The organism is Microbacterium sp. CIAB417 (genome assembly GCF_022788845.1).
Map to the genome: position 1 here is coordinate 900,228 of NZ_JAHZUT010000001.1, position 15,248 is coordinate 915,475.

At 70.2% G+C, this 15,248-nt stretch carries 12 protein-coding genes; all 12 read left to right on the top strand.

All coding sequences use genetic code 11. The features are described 5' to 3' along the window. The 12 genes from KYX17_RS04445 (at position 1) to rpoZ (ending at position 15,239) form a co-directional block, all read left to right on the top strand. Positions 1 to 1,605, top strand: coding sequence for an FAD-dependent oxidoreductase (locus KYX17_RS04445; RefSeq protein WP_243225647.1), 1,605 nt, complete (start codon positions 1 to 3; stop codon positions 1,603 to 1,605). A 2-nt stretch (positions 1,606 to 1,607) separates the two neighbouring features. Further along, positions 1,608 to 3,710: a molybdopterin oxidoreductase family protein gene (locus KYX17_RS04450; protein WP_374208925.1), complete on the top strand. Its 2,103-nt coding sequence runs from the start codon at positions 1,608 to 1,610 to the stop codon at positions 3,708 to 3,710. Between the two features lie 84 nt (positions 3,711 to 3,794). After that, positions 3,795 to 5,372, top strand: coding sequence for a Rieske 2Fe-2S domain-containing protein (locus tag KYX17_RS04455; protein WP_243225651.1), 1,578 nt, complete (start codon positions 3,795 to 3,797; stop codon positions 5,370 to 5,372). A gap of 78 nt (positions 5,373 to 5,450) precedes the next feature. After that, positions 5,451 to 5,981 carry a bifunctional pyr operon transcriptional regulator/uracil phosphoribosyltransferase PyrR gene (gene pyrR, locus KYX17_RS04460; RefSeq protein WP_243225653.1) on the top strand — a complete coding sequence of 177 codons (531 nt, stop codon included), beginning with the start codon at positions 5,451 to 5,453 and terminating at the stop codon, positions 5,979 to 5,981. Continuing rightward, positions 5,978 to 6,943 (top strand): aspartate carbamoyltransferase catalytic subunit, encoded by a 966-nt coding sequence (locus KYX17_RS04465; protein ID WP_243225655.1) that lies wholly within the window; start codon positions 5,978 to 5,980, stop codon positions 6,941 to 6,943. Before pyrR ends, KYX17_RS04465 begins: the two co-directional genes overlap by 4 nt. 14 nt (positions 6,944 to 6,957) lie before the next feature. Next, positions 6,958 to 8,241 carry a dihydroorotase gene (locus tag KYX17_RS04470; RefSeq protein ID WP_374208926.1) on the top strand — a complete coding sequence of 428 codons (1,284 nt, stop codon included), beginning with the start codon at positions 6,958 to 6,960 and terminating at the stop codon, positions 8,239 to 8,241. Then, complete coding sequence (locus KYX17_RS04475) at positions 8,238 to 8,744, top strand: hypothetical protein (RefSeq protein ID WP_243225657.1); 507 nt, start codon at positions 8,238 to 8,240, stop codon at positions 8,742 to 8,744. Before KYX17_RS04470 ends, KYX17_RS04475 begins: the two co-directional genes overlap by 4 nt. Continuing rightward, positions 8,741 to 9,886: a glutamine-hydrolyzing carbamoyl-phosphate synthase small subunit gene (gene carA / locus KYX17_RS04480; RefSeq protein ID WP_243225658.1), complete on the top strand. Its 1,146-nt coding sequence runs from the start codon at positions 8,741 to 8,743 to the stop codon at positions 9,884 to 9,886. The genes KYX17_RS04475 and carA overlap by 4 nt, the downstream gene beginning before the upstream one ends. Continuing rightward, positions 9,886 to 13,173, top strand: coding sequence for a carbamoyl-phosphate synthase large subunit (gene carB / locus KYX17_RS04485; RefSeq protein WP_243225659.1), 3,288 nt, complete (start codon positions 9,886 to 9,888; stop codon positions 13,171 to 13,173). Before carA ends, carB begins: the two co-directional genes overlap by 1 nt. Beyond that, the gene (gene pyrF, locus KYX17_RS04490; protein WP_374208927.1) at positions 13,173 to 14,015 is read left to right on the top strand and encodes an orotidine-5'-phosphate decarboxylase; all 843 of its coding nucleotides are present in this window, start codon (positions 13,173 to 13,175) and stop codon (positions 14,013 to 14,015) included. Before carB ends, pyrF begins: the two co-directional genes overlap by 1 nt. Continuing rightward, positions 14,008 to 14,916, top strand: coding sequence for a guanylate kinase (gene gmk, locus KYX17_RS04495; protein WP_243225661.1), 909 nt, complete (start codon positions 14,008 to 14,010; stop codon positions 14,914 to 14,916). Before pyrF ends, gmk begins: the two co-directional genes overlap by 8 nt. Before the next feature lie 65 nt (positions 14,917 to 14,981). Then, positions 14,982 to 15,239, top strand: a complete 258-nt coding sequence (rpoZ, locus tag KYX17_RS04500) for a DNA-directed RNA polymerase subunit omega (protein ID WP_243225662.1) — start codon at positions 14,982 to 14,984, stop codon at positions 15,237 to 15,239. Positions 15,240 to 15,248: the final 9 nt, after the last annotated feature.

Below are 15,248 nucleotides of genomic sequence, written 5' to 3' on the forward strand. Positions count from 1 at the left end.
GTGTCCTCCGGGCGCCTGCGCGTCGTGGTGGTGGGCTTCGGCCCCGTCGGCGCGCGCCTGTGCGAAGAGCTGCTTCCCGCGGTGCGCTCGGGCACGGTCGAGCTGACCGTCATCGGCGCTGAATCGGATGCCCCGTACAACCGCGTGCTGATCGCGGAGCTGGCTGCGGGCAGGGCCGACCGCGACGCGCTCCTGCTGCACGACCCGGCGGATGCTCGGGCGGCGGGAGCGCGGGTCGTGCTGGGCACGCGCGTCGTCGCGCTCGACCGCGATGCCCGGTGCGCCGAGCTCGAGACGGGGGAGCGGATCCCCTACGACCGCGTGGTCCTCGCGACGGGAGCCAGGGCGAACGTGCCGACCCTGGCCGGGCTGGACAGGCCGCGATACGACGAGGCGGCGCTCCGGCGGACCGGACCCGCGGCGATCGGATCGGACGCCCTGCTTCCCACGGGGGTCACGGTGCTGCGCGACATCGCCGACGCGGAGCGCGTGCACCGGGCGGTACGGGCCGGTGCACGCATCACCGTGCTCGGCGCCGGAGTGCTCGGGCTCGAGTTCGCCCTGCTCGCGGCGGATGCCGGGGCACAGGTGAGCGTGCTGCATCATGGTCCGACGCCGATGCCCCGCAACCTCGATCGCGGTGCCGGGACGGTGCTCGCCAGGGCGCTGAAGGACCGGGGCATCACCGTGTTCGCGCACAGCCGGGCCGAGGCGGTCGCGTTCCGTGAGAACGGCGGCAGCCGAGCCTTCGACGCCGTCGTCACGGCGGACGGGAACTACCTGCGCGGTGATCTCCTCGTGCTGTCGTGCGGGATCGGCGCCCGTACCGAGCTCGCGACCCTGGCCGGGCTCCGCACGGCGGCCGGCGTCGTCGTCGACGAGCAGCTCCGCTCCTGGAGCGACGAGGCCGTGTACGCGATCGGCGACTGCGCGCACGTCGTGCCCCGCACGGCCGAGAACGAGGCGCTCTCCCGGCTGCCGGGGGCGCCCTCCGGGCTCATCGGACCGGGATGGCGACAGGCGGCCTGGCTCGCCGCACGGCTCGCTGCCGAGGCTGCACGCATCCGGCACGACGACCCCGCCCCGATCGAGTCGGACGCCGTGGTCATGCTGAAGGACGACGACATCGACGTCGTCGCGGTCGGGGACGTCGACATCGAGCTCTGGGACCAGCCGCTCAGCGAAACGGAGCCGCTCCGGCACGTCGCGCAGTGGGCGGATCCGATGCACGGGCGCTACGTCAAGATGGTGACCCACGACGGTGTCCTCGACGCCTTCGCGTGCGTCGGGATGCCGCGCACGGCCGCAGAGCTCACCTTGCTGTACGACCGGCGCGGCGAGTTGCCGTCGGACCGCTCGCTGCTTCTGCGCCTGGACGGCGCCGACGAGATCTCCTCCGCCGCCGACGCGTTCGCCCCGACCGCCACGGTGTGCTCGTGCAACGGCGTGAGAGTGCAGCGCATCGCCGATTCGATCGCCGCGGGCAATGACACCGTGGCATGCCTCGGCCGCGACACCCGGGCCGGCACCGGATGCGGCGGCTGCAAGGGCCGTCTCGTCGACCTCATCGAGCGGTTCGCCGTGGCGGAGGCGGCGTCGGCATGAGCATCACGCCAAGCACGGACACGCACTGCCCGTACTGCGCTCTGCAGTGCGCCATGACGCTCTCCGCGCGAGCGGCGGACGCGCCCACCTCCGATCCGTCGACGACGGTGTCGGGGCGCGACTTCCCGACGAACCGCGGTGGTCTGTGCACGAAGGGCTGGACCTCCGCCTCGCTGCTGGACGCGCCGGACCGGTTGACGCACCCCCTCGTGCGCGGAGCGGACGGGACGCTCGCGGCGGCGTCGTGGGACGAGGCGCTCGATCTGGTCTCCACTCGGATCCGGTCGTTGCAGGCGGAGTCGGGCGCGGACGCGATCGGGGTGTTCGGCGGCGGCGGGCTGACCAACGAGAAGGCCTATCAGCTCGGCAAGTTCGCGCGCATCGCACTCGGCACGTCTCGCATCGACTACAACGGGCGCTTCTGCATGTCCTCCGCCGCAGCTGCTGCCAACCGCGCCTTCGGGATCGATCGCGGCCTGCCGTTCCCGCTCACGGACCTGGACGACGCATACACGGTGCTCCTGCTGGGATCGAACGTCGCCGACACCATGCCGCCGTTCCTGTCGCATCTGGCGGGGGTGCGCGCCGCCGGCGGACTGATCGTCGTCGATCCTCGGCGCAGCTCGACCGCGCGCCTCGCCGAGGGGGACCAGGGGATCCACGTCGCCCCTGCGCCGGGTACCGACCTGGAGCTGCTGCTGGGACTCACCCATATCGTCATCGCCGAGGGCCGGCACGACGCCGAGGCCGTCGCCCGATGGACCACCGGGTTCGACGAGCTGCGCCGCAGCGTGGCCGCATGGTGGCCGGCGCGGGTCCAGCAGGCGACGGGCGTGCCGGTGACCGTCCTCCGGCGGGTGGCGCGCCGCCTCGCATCCGGGCGCGAGACGTTCATCCTCACCGGACGCGGTGTCGAGCAGCACGCGGACGGCACGGACACCGCGACCGCCGCCATCAACCTGGCGCTGATCCTGGGTCTTCCTACCCGGCGGGGCAGCGGGTACGGCACCCTGACCGGTCAGGGCAACGGACAGGGCGGCCGCGAGCACGGGCAGAAGTGCGACCAGCTTCCCGGTTACCGCAGGATCACCGACCCCGACGCGCGTGCGCATGTCGCGGCGGTCTGGGGCGTCCCGGCCGACGCGATTCCCGGCCCAGGCCTGCCCGCCGTGCAGCTGCTCTCATCGATCGGGCGGCCCGACGGCATCCGGGCCCTCCTCGTCCACGGATCCAATCCCGTGATCTCAGCACCGGATGCCGGAGCAGTACGACAGCGTCTGTCAGCGCTCGACCTCCTCGTCGTGTGCGACATCTTCCGGTCCGAGACGGCGGAGCTCGCTGATGTCGTCCTCCCCGTCACGCAGTGGGCCGAGGAGGAGGGAACCATGACGAATCTGGAGGGCCGGGTGATCCGGCGCCGGAGAGCGGTGGAGCCGCCCGACGGCGTGCGCAGCGAGCTGTGGATCCTCGCCGAGCTGGCACGCCGTCTGGACGCGCCCGGCCGGTTCGACACCGACCCGGCGACGGTCTTCGACGAGCTCGCGCGTGCCTCGGCCGGCGGCATCGCGGACTACTCGGGACTCGACCACGCGGTCCTGGATGCCGGGACCGAGGCGTACTGGCCCTACCCGGCCGGCAGCCGTGGCACGCCGCGCCCGCTGCTGGACGGCTACCGCCACCCGGACGGTCGCGCACGCATCGTGGCCGTGACCGTGCGGAGGCGGCCGGAGGAGCCGGCCTCCGGCGACCGGCTCACGCTCATCACGGGACGACTGCTGGAGCACTACCAGTCGGGTGCGCAGACGCGTCGAGTGCCGGAGCTGATCGCCGCGCGTCCGGTCCTCGAGGCGACGGTGCATCCGTCCACCGCGGCCGACCGCGGACTGCGCGACGGGGACGAGGTCCTGCTCGAGAACGCCCGAGGCACGGTGACCGCGCGCGTGGCGACGAGTGCGGGGATCCGCCCGGACACCGTCTTCCTGCCGTTCCACTTTCCCGAGGACCGATCGGCCAACCTGCTGACCACATCGGCGACAGACCCGATCTCGGCCATGCCCGAGTTCAAGACCGCCGTCGTGCGGCTGCGGCCCGCGCAAGCACGCTGAGAGAGCGGATATCCCCGGCCCGTCTCGGCGTCCGGTCAGGACCCGCCGGGTAGACTCGATCGGTCCAGGTCAGGAGGAATCAGCATGCGGATCACGGGACTCGGCCACGCCGGGATGTTCATCGAGACGGTCGGCGGGAACATCATCTGCGACCCCGTACTCGGTCCCTCCTTCTTCGGATCCTGGTTCCCGTTCCCCGACAATCGCGGCCTCGACTGGGAACGGTACGGCCGCGACGCCGACTTCCTCTACATCTCGCACCGTCACCGCGACCACTTCGACCCGCGACTGCTCGAGCGCTACATCCGCAAGGACATCGAGGTGCTGCTGCCCGAGTACCCGACCGACGAGCTCGAGCAGGACATCCGTGCGCTCGGGTACACGAACATCACGTACGCGCCGGCGGGCCAGGTCATCGAGCGCGGTGGGACGAAGATCATGATCACGCCGCTGCGCGCTCCGAGCGACGGACCGATCGGCGACTCGTCGCTGAGCGTCGACGACGGCACCGGGTCGGTCCTGAACCAGAACGACTCCCACCCGCTGGATCTGGAGAAGCTGCTCGGCTTCGGCAAGCCGGACGCCTACTTCACGCAGGTCTCCGGCGCCATCTGGTGGCCGATGGTCTACGACCTGCCGCTGGACGCGAAGCAGAACTTCGCGCAGCTCAAGCGCGACGCGCAGAACAAGCGCGCGATGTACTACATCGAGAAGGTCGACGCCCCGCACGTGTTCCCGATGGCGGGTCCGCCCATGTTCCTGCGCGACGACCTGTTCGACTTCAACGGGTTCGGCCGCAACGGCGAGTCGATCTTCACCGACCAGAAGCAGTTCCTCGCCCACATGCGGGAGCTCGCCCCGCAGTACGACGGGCAGCTGTTCATCCCCGGTACCGTCGTGACAGTGGAGGCCGGCGAGGTCACGACCGAGCAGACCCTGTACACGGATGCCGAGATCGCGCACATCTTCGACGAGAAGTGGGATTACCTCGAGTCCCAGCGCGCGACGCGCCAGCAGGAGATCCAGGACGAGATCGCCACGCGCGCCGAGGTCATCCCGCCCGCCGAGATGCTCCAGGAGATCAAGGAGTGGTGGGAGCCGCTGCTGAAGAAGTCGCGCACGATCCGTCTCGGAGTCGGCGGCTGCGTCCGGTTCCGCATCGGTGAGCTGGACATGGTCGTCGACTTCCCGAAGGCGAAGGTGCGGGAGTACGCGGGGGAGGAGTGCATCTACTGGTACACGATCCCCGCCGACCTCGTGTCGACGAACATCCGCGACCACGAGATCGACTGGTCGAACTCGATCTTCCTGTCGATGCAGTTCTCGGTCGGCCGAAGCGGAAAGTTCAACGAGTTCCTCACGACGTTCCTCAAGTGCCTGTCGGTCGACCGCATCGAGTACGTCGAGAACTGGTATCAGGAGCAGACGGACCAGACCGAGGATGCCGAGATCGGCGACTGGGTCGTGCAGCGCCGCTGCCCGCACCTGCGCGCGGACCTCACGCGCACGGGGAAGATCGACGAGGACGGCGTGCTGACCTGCTCGATGCACGACTGGAAGTGGGATCTGAAGACCGGGCGATGCCTGTCCACGAGCGGTCACCCGATCCGCGCCGCCAGGATCGACGAGGTGACGGACGAGGCGCTGCGCCTGGGCGCGTAGCGTCCGCGTCATACCCGCTAGACTGAGATCACGAGCAACCTTTAACACCGTCCTGTGAGGCGGAGAAGGGAGCGGCGGATGAGCACGCGCACCGTGCTGCAGCAAGCCGATATCTCGCGGGCTCTGACCCGCATCGCGCACGAGATCCTGGAATCCAATCGCGGAGCGACCGATCTGGTCCTGCTGGGGATCCCCACCCGCGGTGTCGCCCTGGCCGAGCGCCTCGGAGCACTGATCCGCGACATCAGCCAGCAGCCGATCGCCGTCGGCGCGCTCGATGTCACGCTCTTCCGGGACGACCTCTCCCGCAACCCCACCCGGTCTCCGCATCCGACGGAGATCCCCGCGGGGGGCATCGACGGCAAGACCGTCGTGCTGGTCGACGACGTCCTCTTCTCCGGACGCAGCATCCGCGCCGCCCTGGACGCCATCCAGTCGATCGGCCGTCCCGCGGTCGTCCGGCTCGCGATCCTTGTGGACCGCGGTCACCGCGAGCTCCCGATCCGCCCGGACTTCGTCGGCAAGAACATCCCCTCTTCGCGGCAGGAGCGCGTCAACGTGCGCCTGTTCGAGTACGACGGCGCAGAGGAGGTGACGATCGAGGCATGAGGCACCTGCTCGACACCCAGACCCTGGACCGCGCCTCGGCGCTGAGGATCCTCGACGTCGCCGAGGACATGTCCGACACCCAGTCCCGCGAGGTCAAGAAGCTCCCGACTCTGCGCGGCAAGACGGTCGTGAACCTCTTCTTCGAGGACTCGACCCGCACGCGCATCTCGTTCGAGGCGGCCGCGAAGCGCCTGTCAGCCGACGTCATCAACTTCGCCGCCAAGGGGTCGAGCGTCTCGAAGGGCGAGAGCCTGAAGGACACCGCGCAGACCCTGCAGGCCATGGGCGCCGACGCCGTCGTCATCCGGCACGGCGCGTCCGGAGCCCCGCGGACGCTCGCCACGAGCGGCTGGATCACCGCCGGTGTGGTCAACGCCGGGGACGGGACGCACGAGCATCCCACGCAGGCGCTGCTGGACGCCTTCACGATCCGCAAGCGCCGGCACGGCGCGGACAGCCGGGGACGCGATCTCTCCGGCATCCGCGTGGTCATCGTCGGCGACGTGCTGCACTCGCGCGTGGCGCGATCGAACGTCTGGCTGCTGACGACGCTCGGCGCCGACGTGACGCTGGTGACCCCGCCGACGCTGATCCCGCAGAACGTGACGCAGTGGCCGGTGCGGGTGCGCTACGACCTCGACGAAGCCCTCGCCGAGGGACCGGATGCCGTCATGATGCTGCGCATCCAGCTGGAGCGCATGAACGCGGCGTATTTCCCGAGTGAGCGGGAGTATTCCCGTCGGTGGGGACTGGACGCCGTGCGTTCGGCAGGGCTGCCGGACGGTAGCATTGTGATGCACCCGGGACCCATGAACCGGGGCCTCGAGATCTCTTCCGAGGCCGCCGATTCCCCCCGCTCCACTGTGCTCGAGCAGGTCGCGAACGGCGTCTCGGTGCGAATGGCGGTGCTCTACCTGCTGCTGGCCGGAGAGCGCGAAGACGAACGAGGGGAAGTGAAGTGAGCCAGACCCTCGTCATCGCAGGCGTCCAGCTGCTCGGGCGCGAAAGCGCCGACATCGTGATCGAGGACGGCGTGATCGCCGAGATCGGCAGCGGCCTGAGCCGCGCCGGCGCCCGCACGATCGATGCAGAAGGACTCGTCGCGCTGCCCGGGCTCGTCGATCTGCACACACACCTGCGCGAACCCGGCTACGAGGCGTCCGAGACCGTCCTCACCGGCACACGTGCCGCCGCGGCCGGCGGCTTCACGGCCGTGTTCGCGATGCCGAACACCTCACCGGTCGCCGACTCGGCGGGCGTCGTCGAGCAGGAGCTGGCGCTGGGCGAGGCCGCGGGCTACGCGACCGTGCAGCCGATCGGCGCCGTCACCGTCGGGCAGAAGGGCGAACGTCTCGCCGAGCTTGGTGCGATGGCGTCCTCGCGCGCCCAGGTGCGCGTCTTCAGCGACGACGGGTTCTGCGTGTGGGACTCGTTGATCATGCGCCGAGCGCTGGAATACGTGAAGAGCTTCGACGGCGTGATCGCTCAGCACGCGCAGGACCCCCGCCTCACCGAAGGCGCGCAGATGAACGAGGGCTCCGTGTCAGCGGAGCTCGGTCTCGCAGGCTGGCCCGCGGTCGCCGAGGAGTCGATCATCGCGCGCGACGTGCTGCTCGCCGAGCACGTCGGCTCGCGCCTGCATGTCTGCCACCTCTCCACGGCCGGCTCCGTGGACATCATCCGCTGGGCCAAGAAGCGCGGCATCGCCGTCACCGCCGAGGTCACGCCGCACCACCTGCTGTTGACCGACGAGCTCGTGCGCGGCTACGACGCCCGGTACAAGGTCAACCCGCCGCTGCGGCGTGAGGAGGACGTGCTCGCGGTCCGCGAGGGCCTCGCGGACGGCACGATCGACATCGTCGCCACCGACCACGCTCCGCACCCGAGCGAGAACAAGGCCTGCGAGTGGCAGGCTGCAGCCAACGGCATGGTGGGACTGGAGAGCGCGCTGCGGGTCGTCCACCAGTCGATGGTCGACACCGGCCTGCTGGACTGGTCCGACGTGGCGCGCGTCCTGAGCACGGCGCCGGCGCGTATCGGCAGGCTCGACGGATTCGGCGCGCTCGAAGCGGGCGCCCCGGCGAACGTGACACTGTACGACCCGTCCGTCCCCGGCGTCTTCACCGAGGCCGACCTGCACGGGCGCAGCGTCAACTCGCCATACCTGGGGCGCGAGCTGCCCGGACGCGTGCAGTGGACGATCCACCGCGGCGTCCCCACGGTCGCCGACGGGACGCTGGTCGAGGAGCTGGCCCGGTGACGCGGGAGATCCTGTTCCTGGTCACGGGACTCATCGCGCTCGGCATCCTGCTCGTCATGTTCTTCGCCTGGCGACGACGACTGCGCCGCGACGCCGGCCTGTCGGCGCCGCTGGGCGTCCCCGAGCACGCCGAGGTCCGCGCGCGCCACGAGGTGCTCTACGTCTCGACCACCCGGCACGACGAGCCGCTCGAGAGGCTGGCGATCACGCCACTGGCGTACCGCGCCCGCGGAGAGCTCGCCGTGACCGACCGCGGTGTCGCGCTGTGCCTGGACGGGGCACCGACCGTGTTCCTCGCGAAGGACCGCCTCCAGGCCGTCGACCGCGCTACCGTCACGATCGATCGGGTGGTCGAACCCGGCGGCCTCGTCAAGCTCGTGTGGGACGTCGCCGACGCCCACCCGGTCGACTCCTACCTCCGCCTCACCGAAGGCGACCCTCAGAACCTCATCTCCGAACTGCGGCCGCTCATCGCGGCCCCCAAGACGGGAGCCTCGTCATGACCCATCTTCCCGATCCCGCCGTCCTCGTCCTCGAGGACGGCTCCCGCCACCCGGGACGCGCATACGGCGCCCGCGGCACCACTCTGGGCGAGGTCGTCTTCGCCACCGGCATGTCCGGATACCAGGAGACGCTCACCGACCCGTCGTACGCCGGTCAGATCGTCCTGCAGACCGCGCCGCACATCGGCAACACCGGCATGAACGACGAGGACCCCGAGTCGCGTCGCATCTGGGTGTCCGGGTACATCGTCCGCGACCCCTCGCGGGTCGTGTCGAACTGGCGCGCGACCTCCTCGCTCGACGACACCCTGGAGCGCGACGGCATCGTCGGCATCAGCGGCATCGACACCCGCGCGATCACCCGCGTGCTGCGCTCGGCCGGATCCATGCGCGGCGGCATCTTCTCCGGCGACGCGGCGTCGCTGGACGCCGACGAGCAGCTGCGCATCGTCCGCGAGGCGCCGCAGATGGCCGGTCAGAACCTGTCGGCCGAGGTGTCGGTCGCGGTCGCGGCGGTGACGCCCGCGGTGGGGGAGAAGATCGGCAACCTCGCCGTCCTCGATCTCGGCGTCAAGCAGGCCACCCTGAACAACCTCGCCGAACGCGGTTTCGAGGTCCACGTGCTGCCGCAGAACTCGTCGTTCGCGGACATCACGGCCATCGACCCGGTCGCCGTCTTCTACTCCAACGGCCCAGGGGATCCTTCGGCCTCCGACGCTCAGGTCGCCGTCTTGCGCGAGGTGCTGGACGCCAAGCTGCCCTACTTCGGCATCTGCTTCGGCAACCAGCTCTTCGGGCGGGCGCTCGGTCTCGGCACCTACAAGCTGACGTTCGGCCACCGCGGAATCAACCAGCCGGTGCGCGACAAGGCGACCGGGCGCGTCGAGATCACCGCGCACAACCACGGCTTCGCCGTCGACGCCCCGATCGAGGGCGTCTTCGACAGCCCGGCCGGATACGGCCAGGTCGAGGTCAGCCATGTCGGTCTCAACGACGACGTCGTCGAGGGTCTGCGCGCCCTCGACATCCCGGCGTTCTCCGTGCAGTACCACCCCGAGGCCGCCGCAGGCCCGCACGACGCCAACTATCTCTTCGATCGCTTCCGCGACCTGGTCGTCGCCAACCAGAAGGACTCCGAGTAATGCCCAAGCGCGACGACATCTCCTCCGTTCTCGTCATCGGATCCGGCCCGATCGTCATCGGCCAGGCCTGCGAGTTCGACTACTCCGGAACCCAGGCCTGCCGCGTGCTGCGCGAGGAGGGCGTCCGGGTGATCCTGGTCAACTCCAATCCGGCCACGATCATGACGGACCCCGACTTCGCCGACGCGACCTACATCGAGCCGATCACCCCCGAGGTCATCGAGACGATCATCGCCAAGGAGCGGCCGGACGCCATCCTGCCGACGCTCGGCGGCCAGACCGCGCTGAACGCGGCCATGGCGCTGGACAAGGCCGGCATCCTCGAGAAGTACGACGTCGAGCTCATCGGGGCCAAGGTCGAGGCCATCGAGAAGGGCGAGGACCGCCAGATCTTCAAGCAGCTCGTCCTGGACGCCGGCGCGGACGTCGCCGCCTCCGTCATCTGCCACAGCATGGACGAGCTGCTGGCGGGCGCCGAGAAGCTGGGCTATCCGCTCGTCGTCCGGCCCAGCTTCACGATGGGCGGACTCGGATCCGGGTTCGCGTACGACGAGGAGGACCTGCGCCGCATCGGCGGGGCCGGCCTGCACGACTCGCCGACCAACGAGGTGCTCCTGGAAGAGTCCATCCTGGGCTGGAAGGAGTACGAGCTCGAGCTCATGCGCGACACGGCCGACAACACGGTCGTCGTCTGCTCGATCGAGAACGTGGACCCCGTCGGCGTGCACACCGGCGACTCCATCACGGTCGCCCCGGCGCTGACGCTCACGGACCGCGAGTACCAGAAGCTGCGCGACATCGGCATCGACATCATCCGCGCGGTGGGCGTGGACACCGGCGGCTGCAACATCCAGTTCGCGGTGAACCCCGAGAACGGCCGGATCATCGTGATCGAGATGAACCCGCGCGTCTCGCGCTCCAGCGCCCTGGCGTCCAAGGCGACCGGATTCCCGATCGCGAAGCTGGCCGCCAAGCTCGCACTCGGCTACCGCCTGGACGAGATCCCCAACGACATCACGGGCGTGACGCCCGCGAGCTTCGAGCCGACGCTCGACTACGTGGTCGTCAAGGTGCCGCGCTTCGCGTTCGAGAAGTTCCCTGCCGCGGATCCGACGCTGACGACGACCATGAAGTCGGTCGGCGAGGCCATGGCCATCGGGCGCAACTACGCCACGGCCCTGCAGAAGGCCCTGCGCTCCCTCGAGAAGCGCGGCTCCAGCTTCCACTGGGGCGCCGAGGACCGGACCGTCGAAGAGCTCCTGGAGATCGCGAAGACGCCGACCGACGGCCGCATCGTGGTGCTGCAGCAGGCGCTGCGCAAGGGCGCCACGATCGAGCAGGCCTTCGAGGCCACCGCGATCGATCCGTGGTTCCTCGACCAGATCGTGCTGATCAACGAGGTCGCCGAGATCGTCCGCACCGCGCCCGAGCTGGACGCCGCGACGCTGCGCTACGCCAAGGAGCACGGCTTCTCCGACGCCCAGCTCGCCGAGCTCCGCGGCGTCGCGGAGGCCGAGATCCGGGGCGTGCGCCACGGCCTGGGCATCCGTCCGGTCTACAAGACGGTCGACACCTGCGCCGGCGAGTTCCCGGCGCTGACGCCGTACCACTACTCGAGCTATGACTCCGAGACCGAGGTCGCTCCGTCCGAGCGCACCAAGGTCGTCATCATCGGGTCCGGCCCGAACCGGATCGGCCAGGGCGTCGAATTCGACTACTCGTGCGTGCACGCGTCCTTCGCGCTGTCGGATGCCGGGTACGAGACCGTCATGGTCAACTGCAACCCGGAGACCGTCTCCACCGACTACGACACCAGCGACCGGCTCTACTTCGAGCCGCTGACCCTCGAGGACGTCCTCGAGGTGCTGGATGCCGAGGCCGCCAGCGGAACCATCCTGGGCGTCGTCTGCCAGCTGGGCGGCCAGACGCCGCTCGGACTCGCTAAGGGCATCGAGGCCGCCGGCTACACCGTGCTCGGCACGAGCCCCGCCGCGATCGACATCGCCGAGGAGCGCGAGCTGTTCTCGCGGCTGCTCGACGACGCCGGCCTCGTGGCACCGCGGCACGGCACGGCCACCGACGTGGACGGCGCGGTCGCGATCGCCGAGGAGATCGGTTACCCGGTCCTGGTGCGTCCGAGCTTCGTGCTGGGCGGACGCGGCATGGAGATCGTGTACGACACCGCGAGCCTGCGCGACTACTTCGTCCGCACGGCGGGCGAGGTCGTGATCGAGCCGGGCAAGCCGCTGCTCGTCGACCGGTTCCTCGACGATGCGATCGAGCTCGACGTGGACGCGCTGTACGACGGCCACGAGCTGTACATCGGCGGCGTCATGGAGCACCTCGAGGAGGCCGGCATCCACTCCGGGGACTCGAGCTGCACCCTGCCGCCCGTCTCCCTCGGCCGCAGCGACATCGACCGCGTCCGCAAGGCCACGCTCGCGATCGCCGAGGGCGTCGGAGTGCGCGGTCTGCTGAACGTTCAGTTCGCCATCAGCGCCGGTGTCCTTTACGTCATCGAAGCCAACCCGCGTGCCAGCCGGACCGTCCCGTTCGTCTCCAAGGCGCTCGGCATCCCGCTCGCCAAGGCGGCCAGCCGCATCATGGCCGGCGCCACGATCGCCGAGCTGAAGGGCGAGCAGCTGCTCCCCGCCGAGGACGGCTCGCAGGTCCCGCTCGACGCGCCGGTCGCCGTCAAGGAGGCTGTGCTGCCGTTCAAGCGGTTCCGGACGCGCGACGGCAAGACCGTCGACTCGGTGCTCGGTCCGGAGATGCGCTCGACCGGCGAGGTCATGGGGATCGACAAGGACTTCCCGACGGCGTTCGCGAAGAGCCAGGCGGCGGCATACGGCGGCCTGCCGACCTCGGGGACCGTGTTCATCTCCGTCGCGGACGCCGACAAGCGCGCCGTGATCCTGCCCGCACACCGGCTGCGCCAGCTCGGCTTCACGCTCGTCGCGACCGAGGGGACCGCCGAGATCCTGTCGCGCAACGGCATCCCCGTGACGGTCGTGGCGAAGTACAGCGAGACCCAGGACAGCGGGGAGCGCAACATCGTCGACCTGATCAATGACGGCGAGATCGACATCGTCGTGAACACGCCCTCGGGAGGTGCGGCCCGGGCTGACGGCTACGAGATCCGCGCCGCGGCCGTCGCGGCGGACAAGGCCCTGTTCACGACCATGGCCGTGCTCGGCGCGGCCGTCAGCGGCATGGATGCCCTCGGCGAGGGCTTCGCGGTCCGAAGCCTCCAGGAGTACGCCCTCGATCGGAAGCAGGGCCTGTGATCACGAGCTTCGGGGAGCGCGCCAGAGCGGCGCTGGCCGAGTACGGTCCGCTGTGCGTGGGCATCGACCCGCATGCGGCACTGCTCGACGCGTGGGCCCTGCCGCAGAGCGCACGCGGCGCTCGGGAGTTCGGTCTGCGCACGGTCGCGGCCGCCGCCGGACTGGTCGGCGTCGTGAAGCCGCAGGTGTCGTTCTTCGAGCGCTTCGGATCCGCCGGATTCGCGGCCCTCGAGGACGTGCTCTCCGAGGCGCGCTCGGCCGGGCTGATCACGATCGCCGACGCCAAGCGCGGAGACATCGGAACGACCATGGACGCGTACGCCGCCGCGTGGTTCACCCCCGGGTCCCCGCTCGAGGCCGATGCGCTCACGGTCAACCCGTACCTCGGCGTGGGCGCGCTGGACAGCACGTTCGCCCTGGCCGCGCGCCACGGCAAGGGCACGTTCGTGCTCGCCGCGACGAGCAATCCGGATGCCGCGCCCGTGCAGCGGGCGACGGGCGCCGAGAGCCGGACCGTGTCCGCAGCTGTCGTCGCGGCGGTGTCCGAGCGGAACGCCGCGGAGGCGCGGGACGGCGAATGGGGGAGCAACGGTTTCGTCGTCGGCGCCACCGTCGACTGGCAGTCCGCGGGACTGGCACCGTTCACTCCGCCCGCGCCGATCCTCGGCCCCGGTTTCGGTGCGCAGGGTGCGGGTCCCGCCGATCTGCTCGCCCGCTACGGCGCCGCCGCGGGACAGGTGATCGCGAGCGAGAGCCGCAGCATCCTCTCGGCCGGCCCCGACGGACTCGCCCAGGCGATCTCGGCGGCCGCCGAGCGCTACCGGGAGGTGCTCCGTGGCTGACAAGCGCGCCGTTCCCGAGGTCGATCGCGTCGCTGCCGCTCACCGTGCGGTGGAGCGCCGCCGCGCCAGGGCAGCCATGAAGCGCGACCTGACCACGCGCGTCGTCGCTCCGCAGTCCGTCCTGGCGGAGGCGATCGCGGATCCGGACTCCGTGGCGGGATCGTTCCGCGTCACCGACTTCCTCCTCGCCCTCCCGGCGATCGGGGTCGGAAAGCGCGACCGGATCCTCGAGGAGCTGCACATCTCGCCCGTGAAGCGGCTCGGCGGTCTCGGCATCCGTCAGCGCGACGTGCTCGCCGCCTGGCTCGACCGCCGCTTCCCGCCGCACCGCCCGCGCGCCGGGCGCAGCAGGCTGCTCGTGCTCGCCGGTCCCACCGCGGTCGGCAAGGGGACCGTCGCGGCGCACATCCGGGAAGCGCATCCCGAGATCCACCTGTCGGTGTCCGCGACGACACGCGCTCCGCGCCCCGGCGAGGTCGACGGCGTGCACTACTACTTTGTCTCCGACGACGAGTTCGATCGGCTCATCGCCGACGGCGAGCTCCTGGAGTACGCCGTAGTGCACAACCGCAGCCGGTACGGGACACCGCGCAGGCCGATCGACGAGGCTCTCGCGGCCGGAAAGACGGTTCTTCTCGAGATCGATCTGCAGGGCGCACGGCAGGTGCGCGCGGCCGAGCCGTCCGCCACGCTGATCTTCCTGCTGCCGCCCTCCTGGGACGAGCTGGTGCACAGACTGGTCGGTCGCGGCACGGAGGACGAGGAGGAGCGGACACGCCGCCTGCGCACCGCGAAGGTCGAACTGGCGGCCCAGAGCGAGTTCGATTACCTCATTGTGAACGAGGATGTCTCCTCGGCGGCCCGCGAGGTCGTAGAATTGTCCGAGGCGACTGCGCGCTGAGCATCGTCGCGCGCCCGCCGATTCGACTTCGCGACGAACCCGTCGCCTGATCTGGAGGTCCCACCATGGCCGGACACCACACCAACGGCATCATCGATCCGCCCATCGACAACCTGCTCGACCGCGTCGAGTCGAAGTACGAACTGGTCATCTACGCGGCCAAGCGCGCGCGCCAGATCAACGACTACTACTCCGACCTGCACGAGGGCAACCTCTTCGACAACGTCGGTCCGCTCGTGGACTCGTCGGTCGAGGACAAGCCGCTCACGATCGCGCTCCACGAGATCAACGAGGACAAGCTGCGCATCCGTCACGCCGAGTAAGAGCGCGAC